The organism is Paraburkholderia sp. BL9I2N2 (assembly GCF_004339745.1).
GTDB lineage: Bacteria > Pseudomonadota > Gammaproteobacteria > Burkholderiales > Burkholderiaceae > Paraburkholderia.
Genome location: NZ_SMGP01000001.1, coordinates 2,409,278 through 2,428,920, shown reverse-complemented (window position 1 = coordinate 2,428,920; position 19,643 = coordinate 2,409,278). Strand labels below are relative to the sequence as shown.

Sequence of the window (19,643 nt, the reverse complement as noted above, 5' to 3'; positions counted from 1 at the left end):
GTGGTAGGATTCAGCCCGAAAAATGGACAGCGGCGCGCGCTCGAATTCGCGTGCCATCCACAACAGAGCGATAGGACTCAGGACATCGAATGGCGCAACAAAAAACAAACCCAAAACTTGAGCAGGCGCTGACGCGCGGGGATCTCGCAATCCGTCAGGCGAATTCGGCGCGGGCCACGGCGTTGCTGCGCGCGTTGGGCAAGATGATCGTGGACGCGTCGGCGACGATCGGCGTGGAAGCCTTCACACTGATTCCCGACGGCGACAAGATCTACGATCCGGCCGATGGGCTGTGGCCGCAGGAACTGCAGATCTCGCTCGACGGTCCCGTCGAAGAAGCCGATCCGGACGAAGTGCGTACGGTCCGTCTGATCGCCGACGATCCGGGCACGGTGTTCCGGGTCGAGTGGCAGCGCGCCGACGGCAAGATCGGGCGTCAGGACGGCGGCCCATTCGCCACGGTGGCGTTTATCTCCGACGTGGACATTCCGTGGACGGACGACGAGGACTAAGCAAGCCCGGTTCGCGACAGGCGGTGATACCGGGTTGATTGCGGGTATCGGCGCCTGTGGTGCGTGGTTGTCGAAAGCCGGAAAACCTACTTCATCATCCGGCGCCGAAACAGAATCGCCGACACGATAAACCCGCCCACCGCATACGCGGCCAGCACGGCCACATGCCACAGCGCATTGTCGACGGGCCGGCCCAGCATGGCCGGCCGCATCAAGTCGACGGCATGCGCCAGCGGCAACAGCTGAGTGGCGCCTCGCGCCACTGCGGGCAGTTGCGACACCGGAAAGAACACGCCGGATAGCAACAGCATCGGCGTCAACACCAGCGTCTGGTAAAACATGAAGAAGTCGTACGAAGGCGCGAGCGCCGTCACGACCATCGCGACGCTCGCAAACGCGAGCCCGGTCAGTACGATGACCGGCAACGCCAGCAGCATCGACGGCAAATTCGCGTAGCCCAATGCGCCGGCCACCAGCATGATCGCCGCGCCCGAGAGCACCGCCTTGCTGGCCGCCCAGATCACCTCGCCGAGCACGATGTCGCCGAGCGTCAGCGGCGTATGCATGATCGCTTCCCAGGTGCGTTGCACGTGCATGCGCGAGAAGCCCGAATACATCGATTCGAAACTCGCCGACATCATCACGCTAGAGGCCACCGTGCCCGCCGCGAGAAACGCGATATACGACACGCCGTCGACATGCCCCACCATCAGCCCCAGCCCGAAGCCGAGGCCGAACAGATAGATCATCGGATCGGCCAGGTTGCCGAACATCGAGGCGATCGCGAGCTTCTTCCACACCAGATAGTTGCGGCGCCACACGGCGATCCAGTTGCTTGCGTTCGCGGGAAAGGCGGCGAAGGCTTCCTGTTTCGACGGCGTATCGCCCGGGGTTTCGTAAGTGCGTGCGTCCATTGCGTGTCTCGTGCGGTGTTCCTCTACGGAACTTCCTTTTGGGGTGTCTTTGTATCGGTAGCGCGTTGCGTGCGAGGCCGGTCTCGATGCGCCTCTAATCCTGCATCTCGCGCCCGGTGAGCCGTAGGAACACATCCTCCAGATTCGCCGGTCGATGCAGATAGCGCAGATCCGCGCGCTGCTTGAGCCGGGCATGCACCGGCTGCGCGTCGTTGACATAGCAGAACAGCGTCTCGCCGCTGATCTCGGTGCGCTCGACGAGCGGCGCCAGTTCATCGCGCAACGCCACCGGATCGGGCCCGAAGATCTCGATCACATCGCAACCGATCTCGGATGCGATCAACGCGCTCGGCGCGCCTTCCGCGATCTTGCGCCCTTCCTCGATCACGCACAGGCGGTGGCAGAGCCGTTCGGCTTCTTCCATGAAGTGCGTGGTCAGCAGAATGGTCTTGCCGCGCGCGAGCAAGGAGCGCAGCCGCTCCCAGATCAGATGCCGCGCCTGAGGATCAAGGCCGGTGGTCGGCTCGTCCATGATCAGCACATCGGGATCGTTGACGAGCGCGCGCGCCAACGTGAGGCGCCGCTTCATGCCGCCTGACAATTCGCTCACGCGCGCCTCCGCCTTGCTTTCGAGCCGCGCGAATTCGAGCAGCGACGGCACCATCGCACGGCATTGCGCGGCGCTCAGGCCGAAGTAGCGGCCGAACACCAGCAGGTTCTCGCGTACCGTGAAGTCGGGATCGAGATTGTCGAACTGCGGCACCACGCCGACGCGCGCCCGCGCCACGCGCGCGCGGCCGGGGATCGGCTCGCCGCACAGACGGATCGTGCCCGCATCCGGCGCCGCGATGCCGAGCAGCATGCGCAACGTGGTGGTTTTGCCCGCGCCGTTCGGGCCGAGCAGGCCGAAGCATTCGCCGGCGTTGACATGAAACGACAGTCCATCGACGACCGTTTTTTCGCCGTAGCTTTTTTTGACCTGATGAAATTCGATGGCGGCTTCGGGCATGGATCGAACGAGTCTCCGGGAAAAGACGTGAATGACGCGAATGGCCGGGGGAGGCCGCCTATTCTAGGGCATCGGCGGGACGCTGTTGGTTCGCCCCCGACAGTCCGAAGCGGGTTTCTTGCACTGCGGCATCGGCGCGCGGAGGACCCGCGGGCGGCTCACGCACCTGTTTAGGGCGTCGTTAAGGGGCAGTTAGCGCACAGTTAGCGTTTTCCATCCCTTGCAACCTGAATTGCGGCGCACCATGATTAATTCAGATCGCGCGTCCCGCGCGAAGGGAGAAAAATCATGGCGAGCTACCAGAAAATCCTGCTGTGCTACGACGGCTCGCGTGAAGGCCGCAAAGCACTACGTTGCGGCGCCGACCTGGCGTTGGATCTGAAAGCGGAAACGCACTTGTTGTCGGTCGTCGACATGCGTTCGAGCATTGCGCAAAGCGCGGGCCTGTTGACCGACGTGGCCTGTGGCAGTTTTGAAAAGACCGCGCGCGACATCCTGCAGGAAGGCGTGGACTGGCTCACGGAGCGAGGCGTGAGCGCGCAGGGGCATTTCGCGTTCGGCCATCCGATCGACGAGATTGCCAACCTCGCCAATGAATTGCATGTCGACCTGGTCGTGGTCGGCCACCGCTGCCGCACGGGTTTGTCGCGATGGTGGATGGGCGCGGGCAATACGCCGCTGCTCGACCGTGTCTCGTGCAGCATTCTGGTGGCGTGTTCTTCAGCGCAGGAGCAGCAGCAAGCGGCGGCTTGAGGCGGGCTAGTCACGTGACCGGCCGCCTCGGCCTGACGGTATCAGGCAATCACTCGTTCAGGTTGACCGCGGCCAGCTTCCACGTGAATACGCCCTCGCGCTGGAAGATCGCCGAGTAACGCGCGTCGCCGGCGCCGTGCTGGTACGTGACGACGAACTCGTTGAGGCTGCGATAGCCTGCCGTGGTTTGCGGCGGTTGCGGTGGCGCGGAGTTGACATTGGCCGCGTTGCCGTCTGCGGGAGCTGCAGGCGCAGGTGCGGTCGCAGCGGCGTCCGGCGGATTATTCGCGGCCGGGGGCGCGGGCGGCCGCTCGCCCGGATCGCCGCGCGGCGGCATGCCGTTCAGCAAGGCCGCCACGCCGTCCGGTGTGGCATACGCATCCACGAGCGGACCGATCAACGCAACGCCGATCATCGCGCCAATGGCGGCCAATGGATTGCCGTTGCTGTGCGCGCCAAGCCGCCGTGTCAGCAAGCCGGCGACTTGCTCCTTCAGGCTCTCACGCAACGCGGGGAAGTCGACATACTGATTGACGGTTTGCGCGTCGCGCGCATCGGCCGCGCGTTTGAGATTGTTCAGCGCGATGTACGGTGTCGCGTAAGCAAACCCCAGCGCGGCGATCACCACGATCACGATCAGCGTGACGATCAGCGGCCGGGTGGCGCCGCCATGCATGCCGCGCTTGCTGCCGCGCTTGCTGCCGCGTTTGGTACGTTTTGAAACTGCCATCGAGTGGGACTCTCCATCAGGTGTGATCTAACGTGGACCGCAGCCACGCGAAAACGATCCCACGCAATGCATCTCTCGCTGTCCCGTTCGAGACCCTTCAAGACCCATCAAGACTCGAACACCGCCCCATGCACGTTGGCTTCATCGGCGATGCAGCGGTCGATCATGCGGCAAACCGCGTCCATCGTGCCGACCATGATCAGACGCGACGGCCCGTGATAAACCCGCACCGGTGCGCGACGCGCCGGTTCGGCCGTATTCAAGCCCGAATTCAACGACACGCGGGCAAATGCCGGCATCGACGACGGCAGGCTCGGCGCGGCCTCGGGCGAGTCGAACAGCGACGGCGTGCCGAGCGTGGCCGCCTCGATCAATGAGCAGGGCACCAGCTTGCGAAGATGGCGCAGACGACCGAACTGGCGAAAGGGCAGCAGGCGGGCAAGACGTTCCATGAGACTCTCCAGGCGATGCAACGTTGATGCGGCGTTGGCGCGGCTTCTTATTTTGTCGAACGGGCGAGAGGGTTAAAACTCGCCGGGGCGGATCAGCCCCACGGCGATACCCTCCAGCGCGAACTCCGCACTGCCGGTTTCAACGAAGATGTTTTCGTAATCGGGGTTCTCGGCGATCAGCTCGAGCCCGTTCGGCCTGCGCTTCAGGCGCTTGACCGTGACGTCGTCACCAAGCCGGGCAATGATGATCTGGCCGTCTTTGGCTTCGCTGCGCTTTTGTACCGCGAGCAGGTCGCCGTCGAAGATGCCCGCGTCGCGCATGGACAGCCCGCGCACCTTCAACAGGTAGTCGGGCTTGCTCGAGAACAGCGCCGGGTCGCACGCGTAGTGCTGCGAGATATGTTCCTGCGCGAGGATCGGGCTGCCCGCGGCAACCCGCCCGATGAGCGGCAGCGACAGTTGCATGATGCTGGCGTGCGGCAGCGTGAACTGGTGCGGCGAGTCTTCCGGGCCGGCCAGCAGGCGAATGCCGCGCGATGCGCCGGCCGCGAGTTCGATCACGCCCTTGCGAGCCAGCGCGCGCAGATGTTCTTCTGCCGAGTTGGCCGAGCTGAAACCCAGCTCGGCGGCGATCTCCGCGCGGGTGGGCGGAAAGCCGGTGCGTTCGATAGCCCTGCGGATCAGATCGAAAACCTGCTGCTGTCGTGCGGTGAGTTTGGTCATGGCGCCACTGTATGTATGAACAGGTGACTGTATTTTTATACAGTATTCGGCGCAATTCAAGCTTTACTTTAAGTTCGGGGTGAAGGGTGTCGTTCCAGCGCCGTCAAGCGACGCTCAAACACCCGTTTTCGTGTCGCAACGCCTTATCCAGCTGTCATTACCACTTTTGCGTATTAAAGAATGAAGAAACATTATTTTTAATGATGAAAGCCCTTCGATAGACTGGCCTCCAGTTGGCGCTCATGTGCACGTGACCGCGACGTAAAAAGACACCACACGCTGTTTCAGCGGACACAACGCGGAGAAAGTTGACATGGATCACCAAGGTACGGGGCTGGCAGGCAGGACGAAAAAACTGATCGCGGCGCTCGCATTGGGCGCGGCGGGCGCGCTCGGCGTGATGGCGCAGGCGCACGCCGCCGACACGACGCTGCTGAACGTGTCCTACGACCCGACGCGCGAGCTGTATCAGGACGTCAACCAGGCGTTCGGCAAGGAATGGAAGGCGAAGACGGGCGAGACGATCACCTTCAAGCAGTCGCACGGCGGCTCCGGCGCCCAGGCGCGCTCGGTGCTCGACGGCTTGCAGGCCGACGTGGTGACGCTGGCGCTTGCATACGATATCGACGCACTGGCCAGCAAGGGTTTGCTGGACAAGGGCTGGCAAAAGCGCTTGCCGGATAACGCGTCGCCGTACACGTCGACGATCGTGTTTCTGGTGCGCAAGGGCAACCCGAAGCACATCAAGGATTGGGACGATCTGACCAAGCCGGGCGTGTCGATCGTCACGCCGAATCCGAAGACCTCGGGCGGCGCGCGCTGGAACTACCTTGCGGCCTGGGCGTATGCCGAGCATCAACCGGGCGGCAATGATCAGAAGGCCAAGGAATTCGTCGGCAAGCTCTATAAGAACGCCGGCGTGCTGGATTCGGGCGCGCGTGGCGCGACCACCAGCTTCGTGCAACGCGGTATCGGCGACGTGCTGATCGCGTGGGAAAACGAAGCGTTTCTGTCGCTGAAGGAATTTGGTCCGGAGAAGTTCGAGATCGTGGTGCCGTCGGTCAGCATTCTGGCGGAGCCGCCGGTCGCCGTGGTGGACAAGGTCGTCGACAAGCACGGCACGCGCAAGGTCGCCGAAGCGTATCTGAACTTCCTGTATAGCGAGCAAGGGCAGGAGATCGCGGCGAAGAACTTCTACCGTCCGCGTTCGAACAAGGTGCCGGCTGAGCTGACCGCCAAGTTTCCGAAGCTGAAGCTGTACACGGTGGACGATTCGTTCGGCGGCTGGGCCAACGCGCAGAAGACGCACTTTGCCGATGGCGGCGTGTTCGATTCGATCTATCAACCGCAATAACACTGCCGATGCCTGAACCGGCATAGGCAACCAGGCGGCGCGGCAACGCGTCACTCCCGAGCGCGCCCATGGGCGCGCTTTTGGCCGCCAGGGCCCGGCGGCCGGCAACACGAGCATCAACCTGAACGAGTAACGAGCATGACGACGTTGACCTTCCGAAAACCAAGCGCGTTGCCCGGTTTTGGCCTGACACTCGGCATCACGGTGGCTTATCTGAGCCTCGTGGTGCTGATTCCGCTTGCGGCGACCTTTCTCAAGACCGCGACGCTCGACTGGAATCAGTTCGTGCGTGCGGTGAGCTCGCCGCGCGTGCTCGCGTCGTATCGCCTGACGTTCTTCTCCGCGCTCGGCGGCGCGCTGATCAACGCGGTGTTCGGTTTTCTGGTGGCGTGGGTGCTGGTGCGCTACACGTTCCCGTTCAAACGTATCGTCGATGCCGTGGTCGATCTGCCGTTCGCGCTGCCCACCTCGGTCGCCGGCATTTCGCTCGCGGCCGTGTACGCGGGCAACGGCTGGATCGGGCAGTTCCTCGAACCGCTCGGCCTGAAGATCGCGTTCACGCCGGCAGGCGTGCTGGTCGCGCTGACGTTCATCGGTTTGCCGTTCGTCGTGCGAACGGTGCAGCCGGTGCTCGAAGAGTTCGAGCGCGAACAGGAGGAAGCGGCCGCGTGCCTCGGCGCCTCGCGCTGGCTGACGTTTCGCCGCGTGGTGTTGCCGGCGGTGTTTCCGGCCTTGTTGACGGGCTTCGCGTTGGCTTTCGCGCGTGCGCTCGGCGAGTACGGTTCGGTGATTTTCATCGCCGGCAATGTGCCGATGAAGTCGGAAATCACGTCGCTGCTCATCATCACCAAGTTGGAGCAATACGACTATGCGGGCGCGACGGCGCTGGCGGTCGTGATGCTGGTCGTGTCGTTCCTGATGCTGCTCTTCATCAACACTTTGCAGTGGTATTTGCAGCGCCGCACGAGTCGCGGCGGTGCAGGCCCGGCGCCTGCCGCTGCAAGTGTCGCGGCGATCGGTGTCGGCGGAGGTGCGCAATGAGCCGCCGCGCCGCGAACGAAGTGAATGGCGTGAACAACGCCGTAGCCGTGGCACCGCGCGCGCCGCTGAACGTCGCGCGCCGGCCCGATCCGGTCACCGAGCCGCCCGTTGTGCGCTGGATTCTGACCGGCGTCGCGCTGCTGTTTCTCGCGCTGTTTCTGGTGGTGCCGCTCGTCGCCGTGTTCTATCAGGCGTTGAACAAGGGGCTCGGTTTCTATCTGGAATCGCTCGCCGATCCGGACGCGCTCTCGGCGATCAAGCTCACCGTGATCACCGCCGCGATCGCGGTGCCGCTGAACCTCGTGTTCGGCCTCGCGGCTTCATGGTGTATCGCCAAGTTCGAGTTCCGCGGCAAGGCGCTGCTGACCACGCTGATCGATCTGCCGTTCTCGGTGTCGCCGGTGATCTCGGGCTTGATCTATGTCTTGATGTTCGGCGCGCAGGGCTGGTTCGGCCCGTGGCTGCAGGACCACAACATCCAGATCATTTTCGCGGTGCCGGGCATCGTGATGGCGACGATCTTCGTCACGTTCCCGTTCGTGGCGCGTGAACTGATTCCGCTGATGCAGGCACAAGGCAACGACGAAGAAGAAGCCGCGCACGTGCTCGGCGCGTCGGGCTGGCAGATCTTCCGCCGCGTCACGCTGCCCAACGTCAAATGGGGCCTGCTGTACGGCGTGATTCTGTGCAACGCGCGGGCGATGGGCGAGTTCGGCGCGGTGTCGGTGGTGTCGGGCCATATTCGCGGCCAGACCGACACGATGCCGCTGCACGTCGAAATCCTCTACAACGAATACAACTTCTCGGCGGCGTTTGCCGTGGCGTCGGTGCTGGCTCTGCTCGCACTCGTGACGCTCGGCCTGAAGCTGCTCGCCGAGCGCCATATGTCGGCGGAACTGTCGGCCGCGCGCGATGTGCCCGCGTACGCCGGCCCCGTCACGCCGCCGGCCAATGCCACACACGCAACACACGCAACACACGCAACACGCGCAACGCAAACAACGCATGCATCGCAGCAACACCCGCTCAAGCAAGGAGAGCTGTAATGGGTATCACCGTTCGTAACCTGCAGAAGCGCTTCGGCGATTTCGTCGCGCTCGATAACGTCTCGCTCGACTTTCCGCCGGGTGAACTGGTTGCGCTGCTCGGGCCGTCGGGTTGTGGCAAGACGACCTTGCTGCGCGTGATCGCGGGACTCGAATACGCCGACGGCGGCCAGGTCGTGCTGCAAGGCCAGGACGTGGCGACGGTCGGCGCACGCGAGCGGGAAGTGGGCTTCGTGTTCCAGCATTACGCGCTGTTCCGCCATATGACGGTGTTCGAGAACGTGGCGTTCGGCTTGCGCGTGAAGCCGCGCAAGGAGCGTCCCTCGGAAGCGGTGATTCGCGAGAAGGTGCATGAACTGCTCAAGCTCGTGCAACTCGACTGGCTCGCGCAACGCTATCCGTCGGAATTGTCGGGTGGCCAGCGGCAACGTATCGCGCTTGCGCGCGCGTTGGCGGTCGAGCCGAAAGTGCTGCTGCTCGATGAACCGTTCGGCGCGCTCGATGCGAAAGTGCGCAAGGAACTGCGCAGCTGGCTGCGGCGCCTGCACGACGATCTGCACATCTCGACGATCTTCGTTACGCACGATCAGGAAGAAGCGCTCGAAGTGGCCGATCGTATCGTCGTGCTCAATCGCGGGCACGTGGAGCAGGTGGGCAGTCCGCAGGACGTGTACGACCATCCGCAAACCTCGTTCGTCTACGAGTTTCTCGGCGCGGCCAACCGTTTGCACGGCAATGTCGACGCGAGCGGTTTCGTGGTCGACGGCGCGGCGCTGCCGGTCTCGATCAAGGCCGATTTCAGCGGCCCGGCGTTCGCCTACGTGCGTCCGCACGATCTGCAGTTGTATCCGCAGGCGTCCGGCCATCGCGAAGGCATCGTCGTCGACGTGCGGCGCGTGGTGACGCTGGGCGGCTCGGTGCGGGTCGAACTCGCGGGCCGCGAGGGCAATCTGCTCGAAGCCGAACTCGATCGCGAAGCGTGGCGCGATCTGCAACTCTCCATCGGCGACGGCGTGACCGCGGTGCCGCGCGCCTTGCGCGTTTTCCCGGCGCAATGAGTGCCGGCAGGCGCAAAGCAACACGACTCGGTGTTTCAATCAAACTCAAATAACTCAACTCTGGCTGAACCGGAGACATCAAGATGAATTTTCAGCAATTGCGCTTTGTGCGCGAAGCCGTGCGTCAGAACATGAATCTGACCGAGGTGGCGAACGTGCTGTACACGTCGCAGTCGGGCGTATCGAAACAGATCAAGGATCTCGAGGACGAACTCGGCGTCGACATTTTCATTCGACGCGGCAAGCGTTTGACGGGCCTCACCGAGCCGGGCAAGGCGGTGCATCAACTGATCGAGCGGATGCTGCTCGACGCCGAGAATCTGCGCCGCGTCGCGCGCCAGTATGCTGACCAGGATAGCGGCCACCTCGTCGTCGCCACCACCCACACGCAGGCGCGTTACGCGTTGCCGAAGGTGATCCGCCAATTCACCGAGGTGTTCCCGAAGGTGCATCTCGCGCTGCGTCAGGGCAGTCCGCAACAGATCGCGCAGATGATCATCAACGGCGAAGCGGACATCGGCATCTCGACCGAAGCGCTCGACCGCTTCCCGGATATCGTCACGTTCCCGTGCTATTCGTGGCATCACGTCGTGGTCGTGCCGAAAGATCATCCGCTGGTAGGCCGCCCGAATCTGACGCTCGACGAGATCGCCGAATTCCCGATCGTCACGTACGACCAGGATTTCACGGGCCGCTCGCATATCGACCAGGCGTTCGCGAAAGCGGGTGCATTGCCCGACGTCGTGCTGACTGCGATCGACGCCGACGTGATCAAGACGTATGTCGAACTCGGCATGGGCATCGGCGTGGTCGCGGCGATGGCTTACGATCCGAAGCGCGATACGGAACTGGTCGCGCTCGACACGCAGCATCTGTTCGAGGCGAGCACGACGCGGGTCGGTTTGCGCAAGGGCGCGTTCCTGCGCGCGTACGCTTATCGGCTGATCGAGATGTTCGCGCCGCAGTTGAACGAAGCGGATATCGCCGCGCAGTTGCGCGAAGCGGTTTAAGGAATGCGCCGGGCTATCGAGGTCCGGCGCGAAAGGCCAATGGCGTCGCGCGGATCGTCCGCGGCGTCAGTGTGAACTTCATGCGGGCGGCGGCTGGCCTTGATGCAAACGGCACGCAAACTCGTGGCGCACAGAGCGCTGGTCTCATCCAGCTTCGAAACGAACGGACATCCGTTTTTTCACGCATGGCGGCGTGCGGCGCATCGCTTACAATCGCCGCCATGAATACTCCGACTTCTTCCTCCGCTATACCTTCAGACGAAGGCGCCACGCCGCTGCTGCCGCGCATCGTCGTCCTGGCGACCGGCGGCACGATTGCCGGCGCGGCCGCGAGCGCTACCAACACATCCGGTTATCAGGCCGGTGTGATCGGTGTCGAGCAACTGCTGGCCGTGGTGCCGGCCTTGTCCACGGTGGCGCAAATCGAGCGCGAGCAGATTGCGAGCGTCGACAGCAAGGACATGGCGATGCCGCTGTGGACCACGCTCGCGCAACGCATCAACACGCTGCTCGCCGACGACGACATCGACGGCGTGGTGGTCACGCACGGCACCGACACGCTCGAAGAAACCGCTTACCTGCTGCATCTGACCATCAAGTCGGACAAGCCCGTCGTGCTGACGGCGGCCATGCGCCCGGCGTCGGCGCTGTCCGCCGACGGCCCGCTGAATCTGCTGAACGCCGTGACGGTTGCGGCGCACGCAGCCTCGCGCGGGCAGGGCGTGCTGGTGGCCTTCAACAACAGGATCCATAGCGCGCGCGACGTGGTCAAGACGAGCACCTACGCGGTCGATGCTTTTCATTCGCCCGAAATCGGCGCGCTCGGCTGGGTGCAGGACGGTCGCGTCGAATTCCAGCGCGGCGTGGTGCGTCCGCATACGCTCGCGACCGAATTTGTGATCGGCGCGAAGTGGCCGCATGTGGAGATCGTCGTGAGTTACGCGGGCGTCTCGCGCATTGCCGTGGACGCGTTGGTTGCCGCTGGTGTGCGTGGCATCGTCGTGGCGGGCACCGGCAACGGCTCGATTCACGCTTCGGTGCAGCAGGCATTGGCCGATGCCGCTTCGCAAGGCGTCGCGGTGGTGCGTGCTTCGCGTGTGGGTTCGGGACATGTGATGCGCAACGGCGCAGCCGCCGACGACGCACTCGGTTTCGTCAGCGCAGGTTCGCTAAATCCGTACAAGGCACGCGTGTTGCTGATGCTGGCATTGGCCGCGGGCGGCACAGGACCGGTTGCGTTGCAGAAGACTTTCGATACGTACTGATTGATTGAGCACGGACGGCCCTGTTCAAAGTCACAACCGTGTCTCGCGCATGAAGCTTAAATGACAACGCGGCGCCCAGGTCATCGACCCGAGCGCCGCGTTGTCGTTTCAGCTTGAGGTTTGTCGCTATCGCCGGAGATAGGCGGTGTCGGCAAGCAGTTAGTCCGCCAGATCCGCAGGCAACTTTCCGCCGTTCGCCGCCAGCGCTTTCATCACCTGCTTGTGCAGCCAGATGTTCATGCTCGCCGAATCGTTCGTGTCGCCGCTGTACTTCAATTCCTTGGCGAGCTCCTTGCGATGTTCGAGGCTGCTGTCGACGCCGAGCGCCTTCAGCGTGTCGACGATCGAGGTGCGCCAGTTCAGCGTTTGCCCGCTCTCGCTCACGAACTGGTCCATCACGACAGCGACGTCGACGTCGGCCAGCGGCGCGGGCGCCGGTGCAGCCGCCGGCGCAGCAGCTTGCGCCGCTGCCGGATCCGGTGTCGGCTCAACCGCGGGCGCAGGCTGGTCGGGCTTCGCTTTGCCGAAGAGCTTGTTTACGATGTCACCAAAGATGCTCATTCTGAATCCTTTGCAGAGGGGTTACTGGCGCGAGCACATTCCGCTCACGGGTTGAACACTGGTTGGGAATCGGGCGAATGATGCAGAGGACATGCGTTGCCTTGATCGGCAAGCCGCACTTGAATGCCGATACGCCCGCAACCAGACTCAACGAGTGTAGGAGAAAAGCGCGAGCCGATGTGTCAAAAAAGGTCGTGCAAAGGGGACGGAGTTGCAAGCAAATGCAAGCGGACTTGCGGGCACACGTGCGAGGAGACCTGCAAAGAGAGGTGCCGGCAGGTGGCGTCATGACGCGCCCGCTGCGAGAGTTTGGCCGAAAAAGCATAAGCATCGTTAAACATGAAATCCGACAGCCGGACACCCGACGACGACGTCTGACCGACCAAGGCTTCCCCGGCGCCGCCGGGTGCCGCTGCGGACCCCACTTGCCGCTCTCAGCCCAGAGCGGCACGATTTGCCCGTTCCGCCGTGCTTGCCGCACGACGAACCGGGCGCCCCACCTGCGACTGCCATGACGTTGAGCATGCAACGATCACGGCAGTCCGTATTACTTCCTCAAGCTGCCTTGGCTTCGCTGCCCGGCGCTTGCGCGACTTCGTAATTCGCCATGATTTCGAGCGCGCGCACCATCGCCGAGTGATCCCATGCCTTGCCGCCATTCGCCGCACATACGCTGAACAGTTGCTGCGCGCTTGCCGTATGCGGCAGGGCGATACCCAGCTTGCGTGCGCCGTCGAGTGCGAGGTTCAGATCCTTCTGGTGCAGTTCGATGCGGAAGCCCGGATCGAAGGTGCGCTTGGTCATGCGCTCGCCGTGCACTTCGAGAATCCGCGAGGAGGCGAAGCCGCCCATCAGCGCTTTGCGCACACGTTCCGGATCGGCGCCCGAGCGCGAGGCGAACAGCAGCGCTTCGGCCACTGCTTCGATGTTCAGCGCGACGATGATCTGGTTCGCGACCTTGCAGGTCTGACCGGCGCCGTTGTCGCCGATCAGCGAGATGTTCTTGCCCATCAGTTCGAACAGCGGCCTGGCCGTGGCGAAGGCTTTTTCCGGACCGCCCACCATGATCGTCAGCGTCGCTTCACGCGCGCCGACTTCGCCGCCGGAGACCGGCGCGTCGAGATAGTCGACGCCGAGCGCGTTGATCTTCTTCGCGAACGCTTGCGTGTCGAGCGGCGAGATCGAGCTCATGTCGATCACGAGCTTGCCCTTCGAGAGGCCGGCGGCGACGCCGTCGTCGGCGAACAGCACGTTGGCGACGTCGGGCGTGTCCGGCACCATGATGATGACGATGTCGGCGGCCTGCGCGACAGCGGTCGAATTCGCGACGACGCTCGTCGTTTTGCTCAGATCTTCCGGCACCGGGTATGCGCCATTCACGAACAGCGAGTGGCCGCCCTTGATGAGGTTGCGCGCCATGTGCGCGCCCATGATGCCGAGGCCGATGAAACCGATCTTTGCCATGTGTCTAAATCTCCAGTGTTGTTTGGTGTCCCGCAAGGGGACGTCCTTCGGGGCGAGAAGCGCCTGATCCGACCGATCAATGCAGCGATGCGGCGCTCAGGCGGCGACGTGAGCCGCGCCGCGGGTTTGCCCGGCCACGCTCTGCACCCAGCCGAGGCCGGCGGCCGTGGTCGTGCGCGGTTTGTATTCGCAACCGACGTAGCCGTCGTAGCCGAGCGAGTCGAGCAGATCGAACAGGAACGGGTAGTTGATTTCGCCGGTGCCCGGTTCGTTGCGGCCGGGGTTGTCGGCGAGCTGGATGTGTGCGATCTGCGGCAGGTTCTTCTTGATGGTCGCCGCGAGTTCGCCTTCCATCCGTTGCATGTGATAGATGTCGTATTGCAGGAACAGATTGTCCGAACCGACTGCGCGAATCACGTCGAGACCTTCGCCCGAGCGGTTCAGTGCGAAGCCCGGAATGTCGTAGGAATTGCACGGCTCGACCAGCAGCTTGATGCCGGCCTTCTTCAGTTCGCCCGCGGCGAAGCGCAGGTTGTCGACGATCGTCGAGCGTGCCTTGTCCGCATCGACGCCGGCCGTCGGAATGCCGACGAGGCAGTTCAGTTGCGGCACCTTCAGTGCTGTTGCATATTCGATCGCGCGGCCGACGCCTTCCTGGAACTCGCTCACGCGATCCGGCAGGCACGCAATGCCGCGTTCGCCCGCTTCCCAGTTGCCCGCGGGCAGGTTGTGCAGCACCAGCTTCAGGCGATTCTGCTGAAGACGTTCGCTCAATTCAGCGATCTGATACGGATACGGAAACAGGAACTCGACGGCATGAAAGCCCGCGTCCGCCGCAGCCGCAAAGCGGTCGAGGAACGGGACTTCGTTGAACAGCATGGTGAGATTCGCTGCAAATTTCGGCATGGTGCGTCTGTCTCTCTGGTCGGTCAGTGGAATAACTTTCGTGAGGCGGTTCGGTGTTGCTGAACCACGCTCAAGTGATGCTTATTTGTTCAACACGTCAGGCCGCTCAGTCGAGCATGCTGATCGCGGTCGGTGCGTCTTCGCGCTTCGCGGCCAGTTCTTCGAACTCGTTGATCGCGTCGATCTCGGTGCCCATCGAAATGTTGGTCACACGCTCGAGGATCACTTCGACGATCACCGGCACGTTGAATTCGGAGAGCATCGACTGCGCCTTCAGCAGCGCGGGCTTCAGTTCTTCCGGCTTGAACACGCGGATCGCCTTGCAACCCATGCCTTCCGCCACCGCGACGTGATCCACGCCGTAGCCGTTCATTTCCGGCGCGTTGATGTTCTCGAAGCCGAGCTGCACGCAGAAGTCCATGTCGAACGCGCGCTGGGCCTGGCGGATCAGGCCGAGGTACGAGTTGTTCACCACCACATGCACATATGGCAGCTTGAATTGCGCGCCGGCTGCCAGTTCTTCGATCATGAACTGGAAGTCGTAGTCGCCCGAGAGCGCCACGATCGAACGTTGCGGGTCGGCCGCACGCACGCCGAGCGCTGCCGGAATCGTCCAGCCGAGCGGGCCCGCCTGGCCGCAGTTGATCCAGTTGCGCGCCTTGTAGACATGCAGGAACTGCGCGCCGGCGATCTGCGAGAGACCGATCGTGCTCACGTAGCACGTGTCGCGGCCGAACACCTGGTTCATCTCTTCGTAGACGCGCTGCGGCTTCATCGGCACGTTGTCGAAGTGCGTCTTGCGCAGCATCGTCTTCTTGCGTTGCTGGCAGTCGGCGACCCATGCGCCGCGGTCCTTCAGCTTGCCCGCGGCCTTCCATTCCTGCGCCACTTCGACGAACAGTTCGAGCGCGGCCTTGGCGTCCGACACGATGCCCAGATCCGGGCCGAACACGCGGCCGATCTGCGTCGGTTCGATATCGACGTGCACGAACTTGCGGCCCTTCGTATACACCTCGACGCTGCCCGTGTGACGGTTCGCCCAGCGGTTGCCGATGCCGAGCACGAAGTCGGAGGCGAGCATCGTCGCATTGCCGTAGCGGTGCGAGGTTTGCAGGCCGACCATGCCGGCCATCAACGGATGGTCGTCGGGAATCGCGCCCCACGACATCAGCGTCGGGATCACCGGCACGCCGACGGTTTCAGCGAACGTGACGAGCAGGTCTTCAGCGGCTGCGTTCAGCACGCCGCCACCCGAGACGATCAACGGCTTGTCCGAGTTGTTCAGCAGCGTGAGCGCGGCTTCGATCTGCTTGCGTGTCGCTTTCGGCTTGTAGACCGGCAGCGGTTCGTACGTGTCGATGTCGAATTCGATTTCGGCGAGCTGCACGTCGATCGGCAGATCGACCAGCACCGGACCCGGACGGCCCGAGCGCATCAGGTGGAAAGCCTGTTGGAACACGCGCGGCACCAGCGCCGGTTCACGCACCGTGACGGCCCACTTGGTGACGGGCTTGGCGATCGATTCGATATCGACGGCTTGGAAATCTTCCTTGTACAAACGCGCGCGGGGCGCCTGGCCCGTGATGGCGAGAATAGGAATGGAGTCAGCCTGAGCCGAGTACAAACCGGTGATCATGTCGGTGCCGGCGGGGCCCGACGTGCCGATACACACGCCGATGTTGCCCGGTTGGGCGCGCGTATAGCCTTCGGCCATATGCGACGCGCCTTCGACGTGGCGGGCCAGCACGTGGCTGATGTTGCCTGCCTTGCGCATGGCCGAGTAGAACGGGTTGATCGCAGCGCCCGGAACGCCGAATGCGGTGTCGATGCCTTCTTTTTCGAGCACCAGCACGGCTGCGTCGACGGCTCTCATCTTGGCCATGAATGTCTCCTGAATGTCTGGGATTGGGCGAATTAAACGTGTTGAGTGCACTTTAGGCTTGACGTAAAGGTTTGATAAGATCAGTCCGGGTCGCTTATTTCGAAACAAAAAGTATGGAATGGCCCGCAGCCTGGCGCCCGGCCAGTTGGAGACAAAAATGGACCGCTTCAAACAGATCGAAACCTTCGTGCGCGTCGCGGACGCGGGCAGCCTGGCGGCCGCCGCGCTGGAGGAGGGCGTGTCGCCGGTGATTCTCGGCCGCCGCATCGACGCGCTGGAAAAGCGCCTCGGCGTCAAACTGATGTACCGCTCGACGCGCCGGCTGGTGGTCAGCGAAGACGGTGCCGCGTTTCTGGAGCGCTGCCGGGGCCTGCTGACCGAGTGGGATCAGGCGGAAAACGAACTGAGCGCCGGGCGGCGCGCCGTGAACGGCCATCTGATCGTGTCGGCGCCGGCCGCGTTCGGGCGCAAGCACGTCGCGCCGCTCGCGCCGACGTTTCTCGCCGACAAGCCGGAATTGCAGGTGTCGTTCAATCTGACCGACCGGGTGGTGGATCTGGTGCGCGAGGGTTACGACCTGTCGATCCGCATCGGCGGCGCGGTCGATCCGAATTTCGTGGCGGTCAAGCTGGCGTCGAACCGGCGCGTGGTGTGCGGCACGCCGGAGTATTTTCGCCGGCACGGCAGGCCGAAAACACTCGAAGACCTGCCGCAGCACAACTGTCTCGCGTTCAATCTGCAAGGCGGACAGAACCGCGGCTGGTACTTCCGCCGCAACGGCAAGCTGGCGACGGTGCGGGTGGGCGGCACGCTCGACTGCAACGACGGCGAGCTGCTGCACCGCTGGGTGTCGGAAGGGCTCGGGCTCGGCTGGCGCTCCACGTGGGAGATCCAGCAGCAACTGGCGCGCGGCGAGCTGGAAACGGTACTCGACGAATTCGCGCTGCCCGACTACGACATTCTCGCGGTCTATCCGCAGCAGCGGTATGTGCCGGCCAAGGTGCGGTACTTCATCGATTATCTGAAAGAGGTGTACGCCAGCGAGGATTACTGGAACCGCCCGGCCTACTGACAGGCGGGCGCGCGCCGGCCCGGTCGGATTTTTGGCGGATTTCGTTCGGCGGCGGGAATAAACTTCGCAAATGCCCGGTTATGCGCTGTAGAGAGTGTCACGACGAGCTCCATCGCATAGCCCGCAATGCCCTGGAGGGCCGAGGTGGTCCAGACCGATTCAGAACCTGTCCGCGCGCACGGCGAGTCCGAAGCAGCGAGGAGCCGGCGCTTTCAGCAGATGGCGCTGCCGCACCTCGATGCCGCGTATAACCTTGCGCGCTGGTTGTGCGGTAACGCCAGCGATGCCGACGATGTCGTGCAGGAAGCCTTCATGCGCGCGTTTCGCTTCTTCGACACCTTTCGCGGCGATTCGGCGCGGCCGTGGCTGCTGGCGATCGTGCGCCGCACCTGGTACACGGAATGGCGACGGCGGGCGTCGTCGCACGAAACGGTCGAGTTCGACGACACCATGGACGACACCACCTTCGACGGCTGGAGCGTGGGCGGCGCCGACCCGCAAGCGCTCCTGATCCGCGACGAGGACTCGAAGCTCGTGCACGAGGCGCTCGCGCAGTTGCCGGTCGAATATCGGGAAGTGCTGATGCTGCGGGAGCTGGAGGAGATGGGCTACAAGGAGATTGCGGCGGTGGCCGACGTGCCGATCGGCACAGTGATGTCCCGGCTCGCGCGGGGGCGTCGCAAGCTTGCCGCGCTGCTCATGGAGAAACAGGGGGGCGCAGCGGCGTCGCACAGGTCGTCCACGTGCGCGGGGCCCGGCCCAGGTAAATCGGCCACGGCGAGCGTGACCCCATTGCGGGCGTCCGCCAACGGCCGGCCACTCAACACGCCAGGCGGCAGCGCCGCCGGCAACGCTCAGGAGACGCCAGATGGACTGTAACGAAGCGCGGCCGCTCCTCGACGCGAACGCCGATCACGAATTACCCGCGCCGGATGCCCGGCGCGTCCAGCAGCATATCGAGAGCTGCGCCGCCTGCCGGCGCGAAAGCGAGAACCTGCGGGCCTTGAGTGGCGCGGTGCGCGCGGCGCCTTATCATCGTGCGCCGCAGTCGCTGCGTGAGCGGATCGTCGCCGGGTTGCCGCCCGTCGAGGAACCGGTTGCGGCGGCGGAGGTGCCGGTTGCCAACGTCAAGACGCCGCCGCGCCAGCGTGCGCGGCGGAGCTGGCTCGATCGCTGGCTGGACGGCTGGCGCGCGCCGCAAGGCGGCTTCGGCTGGCCGACGGGCGCGGGCGGCTCGGTTGGCTCAGGCGGCGTGTTTGCGCGCGGCTGGCTGACGGCGCTGGTCGTCGCGTTGTGTGCGGTCGCGGCGGGGGTGGCGTTGAACCTGCGCCGGCCGGCGGACTTCGGGCCGTTCGCCGACGAACTGGTGGAAAGCCATGTGCGCGCGCAGGTGTCGGGGCGCGACATCGACGTGATTTCGACGGACCGGCATACGGTCAAGCCGTGGTTCAATGGCCGGCTCGACTATTCGCCGCCGGTCGAGGATCTGGCGGCGAACGGCTTCGCGCTGGAAGGCGGGCGTCTGGACTACCTCGCGCATCAGCGGGTGGCCGTGCTGGTGTACCGCTACCAGAAGCACGTGATCGACGTGTACGTCTTTCCGCAGACCGGTTCCGGCGGTACAGGCCGAGACACCGGCGGCGCGGTGCCCGCGACGCTCGGTCGGGAAGGCTACTCGATCGCGCACTGGAACGCGGAAGGCATGACCTGGTGGGCGATCTCGGACGCCGCGCCCGACGCGCTGAAGGGGCTGGAAGTGGCGTTGAAGGCGCGGCTGCAAAGCGGCAGCGAGCGCACGGAAGCGGGCTCGTAGACTGCAAACGGCGGCTTGGCGGCCTTGGCGGGCCGCCTGGCCCGGCCGGCTGCTCTTGCTTAACGCGAAAAGGCTGAC

The 19,643-nt window shown here is 64.0% G+C and carries 20 protein-coding genes; 11 read left to right on the top strand and 9 right to left on the bottom strand.

Annotation, left to right across the window (positions count from 1 at the left end):
• Positions 1–89 precede the first annotated feature (89 nt).
• On the top strand, positions 90–512 hold the full coding sequence (locus B0G74_RS11200) for a hypothetical protein (RefSeq protein WP_106283591.1): 423 nt from the start codon (positions 90–92) through the stop codon (positions 510–512).
• An 86-nt stretch (positions 513–598) separates the two neighbouring features.
• Here the strand turns inward: B0G74_RS11200 and B0G74_RS11195 are convergent, their stop codons facing one another.
• Positions 599–1,426, bottom strand: coding sequence for an ABC transporter permease (locus tag B0G74_RS11195; RefSeq protein ID WP_132374849.1), 828 nt, complete (start codon positions 1,424–1,426; stop codon positions 599–601).
• A 94-nt stretch (positions 1,427–1,520) separates the two neighbouring features.
• Positions 1,521–2,435, bottom strand: a complete 915-nt coding sequence (nodI, locus tag B0G74_RS11190) for a nodulation factor ABC transporter ATP-binding protein NodI (RefSeq protein WP_132374848.1) — start codon at positions 2,433–2,435, stop codon at positions 1,521–1,523.
• A 288-nt stretch (positions 2,436–2,723) separates the two neighbouring features.
• Between nodI and B0G74_RS11185 the strand changes: the two genes are divergently transcribed.
• Complete coding sequence (locus tag B0G74_RS11185) at positions 2,724–3,188, top strand: universal stress protein (RefSeq protein ID WP_091794608.1); 465 nt, start codon at positions 2,724–2,726, stop codon at positions 3,186–3,188.
• Between the two features lie 49 nt (positions 3,189–3,237).
• Here B0G74_RS11185 and B0G74_RS11180 read toward each other — a convergent pair whose 3' ends face one another.
• The 3 genes from B0G74_RS11180 to lexA form a co-directional block, all read right to left on the bottom strand.
• A complete protein-coding gene (locus B0G74_RS11180) occupies positions 3,238–3,864 on the bottom strand; it encodes a DUF2939 domain-containing protein (RefSeq protein ID WP_132376916.1) in 627 nt (208 codons plus the stop codon).
• 161 nt (positions 3,865–4,025) lie between these two features.
• A complete protein-coding gene (locus B0G74_RS11175) occupies positions 4,026–4,370 on the bottom strand; it encodes a hypothetical protein (RefSeq protein WP_132374847.1) in 345 nt (114 codons plus the stop codon).
• Between the two features lie 72 nt (positions 4,371–4,442).
• Positions 4,443–5,093: a transcriptional repressor LexA gene (gene lexA / locus B0G74_RS11170; protein WP_012432789.1), complete on the bottom strand. Its 651-nt coding sequence runs from the start codon at positions 5,091–5,093 to the stop codon at positions 4,443–4,445.
• 313 nt (positions 5,094–5,406) lie between these two features.
• Between lexA and B0G74_RS11165 the strand changes: the two genes are divergently transcribed.
• The 6 genes from B0G74_RS11165 to B0G74_RS11140 all read left to right on the top strand — a co-directional run bounded on the left by B0G74_RS11165 (position 5,407) and on the right by B0G74_RS11140 (position 11,867).
• On the top strand, positions 5,407–6,447 hold the full coding sequence (locus B0G74_RS11165) for a sulfate ABC transporter substrate-binding protein (RefSeq protein ID WP_132374846.1): 1,041 nt from the start codon (positions 5,407–5,409) through the stop codon (positions 6,445–6,447).
• 138 nt (positions 6,448–6,585) lie between these two features.
• Positions 6,586–7,488 (top strand): sulfate ABC transporter permease subunit CysT, encoded by a 903-nt coding sequence (cysT, locus tag B0G74_RS11160; RefSeq protein ID WP_132374845.1) that lies wholly within the window; start codon positions 6,586–6,588, stop codon positions 7,486–7,488.
• Positions 7,485–8,534 (top strand): sulfate ABC transporter permease subunit CysW, encoded by a 1,050-nt coding sequence (gene cysW, locus B0G74_RS11155; protein ID WP_207915637.1) that lies wholly within the window; start codon positions 7,485–7,487, stop codon positions 8,532–8,534. The genes cysT and cysW overlap by 4 nt, the downstream gene beginning before the upstream one ends.
• Positions 8,534–9,592, top strand: coding sequence for a sulfate ABC transporter ATP-binding protein (locus B0G74_RS11150; RefSeq protein ID WP_012432793.1), 1,059 nt, complete (start codon positions 8,534–8,536; stop codon positions 9,590–9,592). Before cysW ends, B0G74_RS11150 begins: the two co-directional genes overlap by 1 nt.
• Positions 9,593–9,675: 83 nt before the next feature.
• Positions 9,676–10,602, top strand: coding sequence for a CysB family HTH-type transcriptional regulator (locus tag B0G74_RS11145; RefSeq protein ID WP_106283582.1), 927 nt, complete (start codon positions 9,676–9,678; stop codon positions 10,600–10,602).
• Between the two features lie 221 nt (positions 10,603–10,823).
• A complete protein-coding gene (locus B0G74_RS11140) occupies positions 10,824–11,867 on the top strand; it encodes an asparaginase (RefSeq protein ID WP_132374844.1) in 1,044 nt (347 codons plus the stop codon).
• 159 nt (positions 11,868–12,026) lie between these two features.
• Here the strand turns inward: B0G74_RS11140 and B0G74_RS11135 are convergent, their stop codons facing one another.
• The 4 genes from B0G74_RS11135 to gcl form a co-directional block, all read right to left on the bottom strand.
• Positions 12,027–12,428 (bottom strand): DUF3597 domain-containing protein, encoded by a 402-nt coding sequence (locus B0G74_RS11135; protein ID WP_132374843.1) that lies wholly within the window; start codon positions 12,426–12,428, stop codon positions 12,027–12,029.
• A gap of 555 nt (positions 12,429–12,983) precedes the next feature.
• Entirely contained in the window at positions 12,984–13,892 is a 909-nt protein-coding gene (locus B0G74_RS11125; RefSeq protein WP_132374841.1) for a 2-hydroxy-3-oxopropionate reductase, read from the bottom strand.
• A gap of 96 nt (positions 13,893–13,988) precedes the next feature.
• Positions 13,989–14,798, bottom strand: a complete 810-nt coding sequence (gene hyi / locus B0G74_RS11120) for a hydroxypyruvate isomerase (RefSeq protein ID WP_132374840.1) — start codon at positions 14,796–14,798, stop codon at positions 13,989–13,991.
• A gap of 106 nt (positions 14,799–14,904) precedes the next feature.
• Positions 14,905–16,680, bottom strand: coding sequence for a glyoxylate carboligase (gene gcl / locus B0G74_RS11115; protein WP_132374839.1), 1,776 nt, complete (start codon positions 16,678–16,680; stop codon positions 14,905–14,907).
• Positions 16,681–16,837: 157 nt separating this feature from the next.
• Between gcl and B0G74_RS11110 the strand changes: the two genes are divergently transcribed.
• The 3 genes from B0G74_RS11110 (at position 16,838) to B0G74_RS11100 (ending at position 19,565) form a co-directional block, all read left to right on the top strand.
• Positions 16,838–17,752, top strand: coding sequence for a LysR family transcriptional regulator (locus B0G74_RS11110; RefSeq protein WP_132374838.1), 915 nt, complete (start codon positions 16,838–16,840; stop codon positions 17,750–17,752).
• Between the two features lie 144 nt (positions 17,753–17,896).
• Positions 17,897–18,631 (top strand): RNA polymerase sigma factor, encoded by a 735-nt coding sequence (locus tag B0G74_RS11105; protein ID WP_132374837.1) that lies wholly within the window; start codon positions 17,897–17,899, stop codon positions 18,629–18,631.
• Complete coding sequence (locus tag B0G74_RS11100) at positions 18,621–19,565, top strand: anti-sigma factor (protein ID WP_132374836.1); 945 nt, start codon at positions 18,621–18,623, stop codon at positions 19,563–19,565. Before B0G74_RS11105 ends, B0G74_RS11100 begins: the two co-directional genes overlap by 11 nt.
• The last annotated feature ends 78 nt before the right edge of the window (positions 19,566–19,643 follow it).

Coding starts and splice junctions, on each gene's coding strand:
- B0G74_RS11200 (WP_106283591.1), top strand. CDS start 90: ATGGCGCAACAAAAAACAAACCCAAAACTTGAGCAGGCGCTGACGCGC.
- B0G74_RS11195 (WP_132374849.1), bottom strand. CDS start 1,426: ATGGACGCACGCACTTACGAAACCCCGGGCGATACGCCGTCGAAACAG.
- nodI (WP_132374848.1), bottom strand. CDS start 2,435: ATGCCCGAAGCCGCCATCGAATTTCATCAGGTCAAAAAAAGCTACGGC.
- B0G74_RS11185 (WP_091794608.1), top strand. CDS start 2,724: ATGGCGAGCTACCAGAAAATCCTGCTGTGCTACGACGGCTCGCGTGAA.
- B0G74_RS11180 (WP_132376916.1), bottom strand. CDS start 3,864: ATGCATGGCGGCGCCACCCGGCCGCTGATCGTCACGCTGATCGTGATC.
- B0G74_RS11175 (WP_132374847.1), bottom strand. CDS start 4,370: ATGGAACGTCTTGCCCGCCTGCTGCCCTTTCGCCAGTTCGGTCGTCTG.
- lexA (WP_012432789.1), bottom strand. CDS start 5,093: ATGACCAAACTCACCGCACGACAGCAGCAGGTTTTCGATCTGATCCGC.
- B0G74_RS11165 (WP_132374846.1), top strand. CDS start 5,407: ATGGATCACCAAGGTACGGGGCTGGCAGGCAGGACGAAAAAACTGATC.
- cysT (WP_132374845.1), top strand. CDS start 6,586: ATGACGACGTTGACCTTCCGAAAACCAAGCGCGTTGCCCGGTTTTGGC.
- cysW (WP_207915637.1), top strand. CDS start 7,485: ATGAGCCGCCGCGCCGCGAACGAAGTGAATGGCGTGAACAACGCCGTA.
- B0G74_RS11150 (WP_012432793.1), top strand. CDS start 8,534: ATGGGTATCACCGTTCGTAACCTGCAGAAGCGCTTCGGCGATTTCGTC.
- B0G74_RS11145 (WP_106283582.1), top strand. CDS start 9,676: ATGAATTTTCAGCAATTGCGCTTTGTGCGCGAAGCCGTGCGTCAGAAC.
- B0G74_RS11140 (WP_132374844.1), top strand. CDS start 10,824: ATGAATACTCCGACTTCTTCCTCCGCTATACCTTCAGACGAAGGCGCC.
- B0G74_RS11135 (WP_132374843.1), bottom strand. CDS start 12,428: ATGAGCATCTTTGGTGACATCGTAAACAAGCTCTTCGGCAAAGCGAAG.
- B0G74_RS11125 (WP_132374841.1), bottom strand. CDS start 13,892: ATGGCAAAGATCGGTTTCATCGGCCTCGGCATCATGGGCGCGCACATG.
- hyi (WP_132374840.1), bottom strand. CDS start 14,798: ATGCCGAAATTTGCAGCGAATCTCACCATGCTGTTCAACGAAGTCCCG.
- gcl (WP_132374839.1), bottom strand. CDS start 16,680: ATGGCCAAGATGAGAGCCGTCGACGCAGCCGTGCTGGTGCTCGAAAAA.
- B0G74_RS11110 (WP_132374838.1), top strand. CDS start 16,838: ATGGACCGCTTCAAACAGATCGAAACCTTCGTGCGCGTCGCGGACGCG.
- B0G74_RS11100 (WP_132374836.1), top strand. CDS start 18,621: ATGGACTGTAACGAAGCGCGGCCGCTCCTCGACGCGAACGCCGATCAC.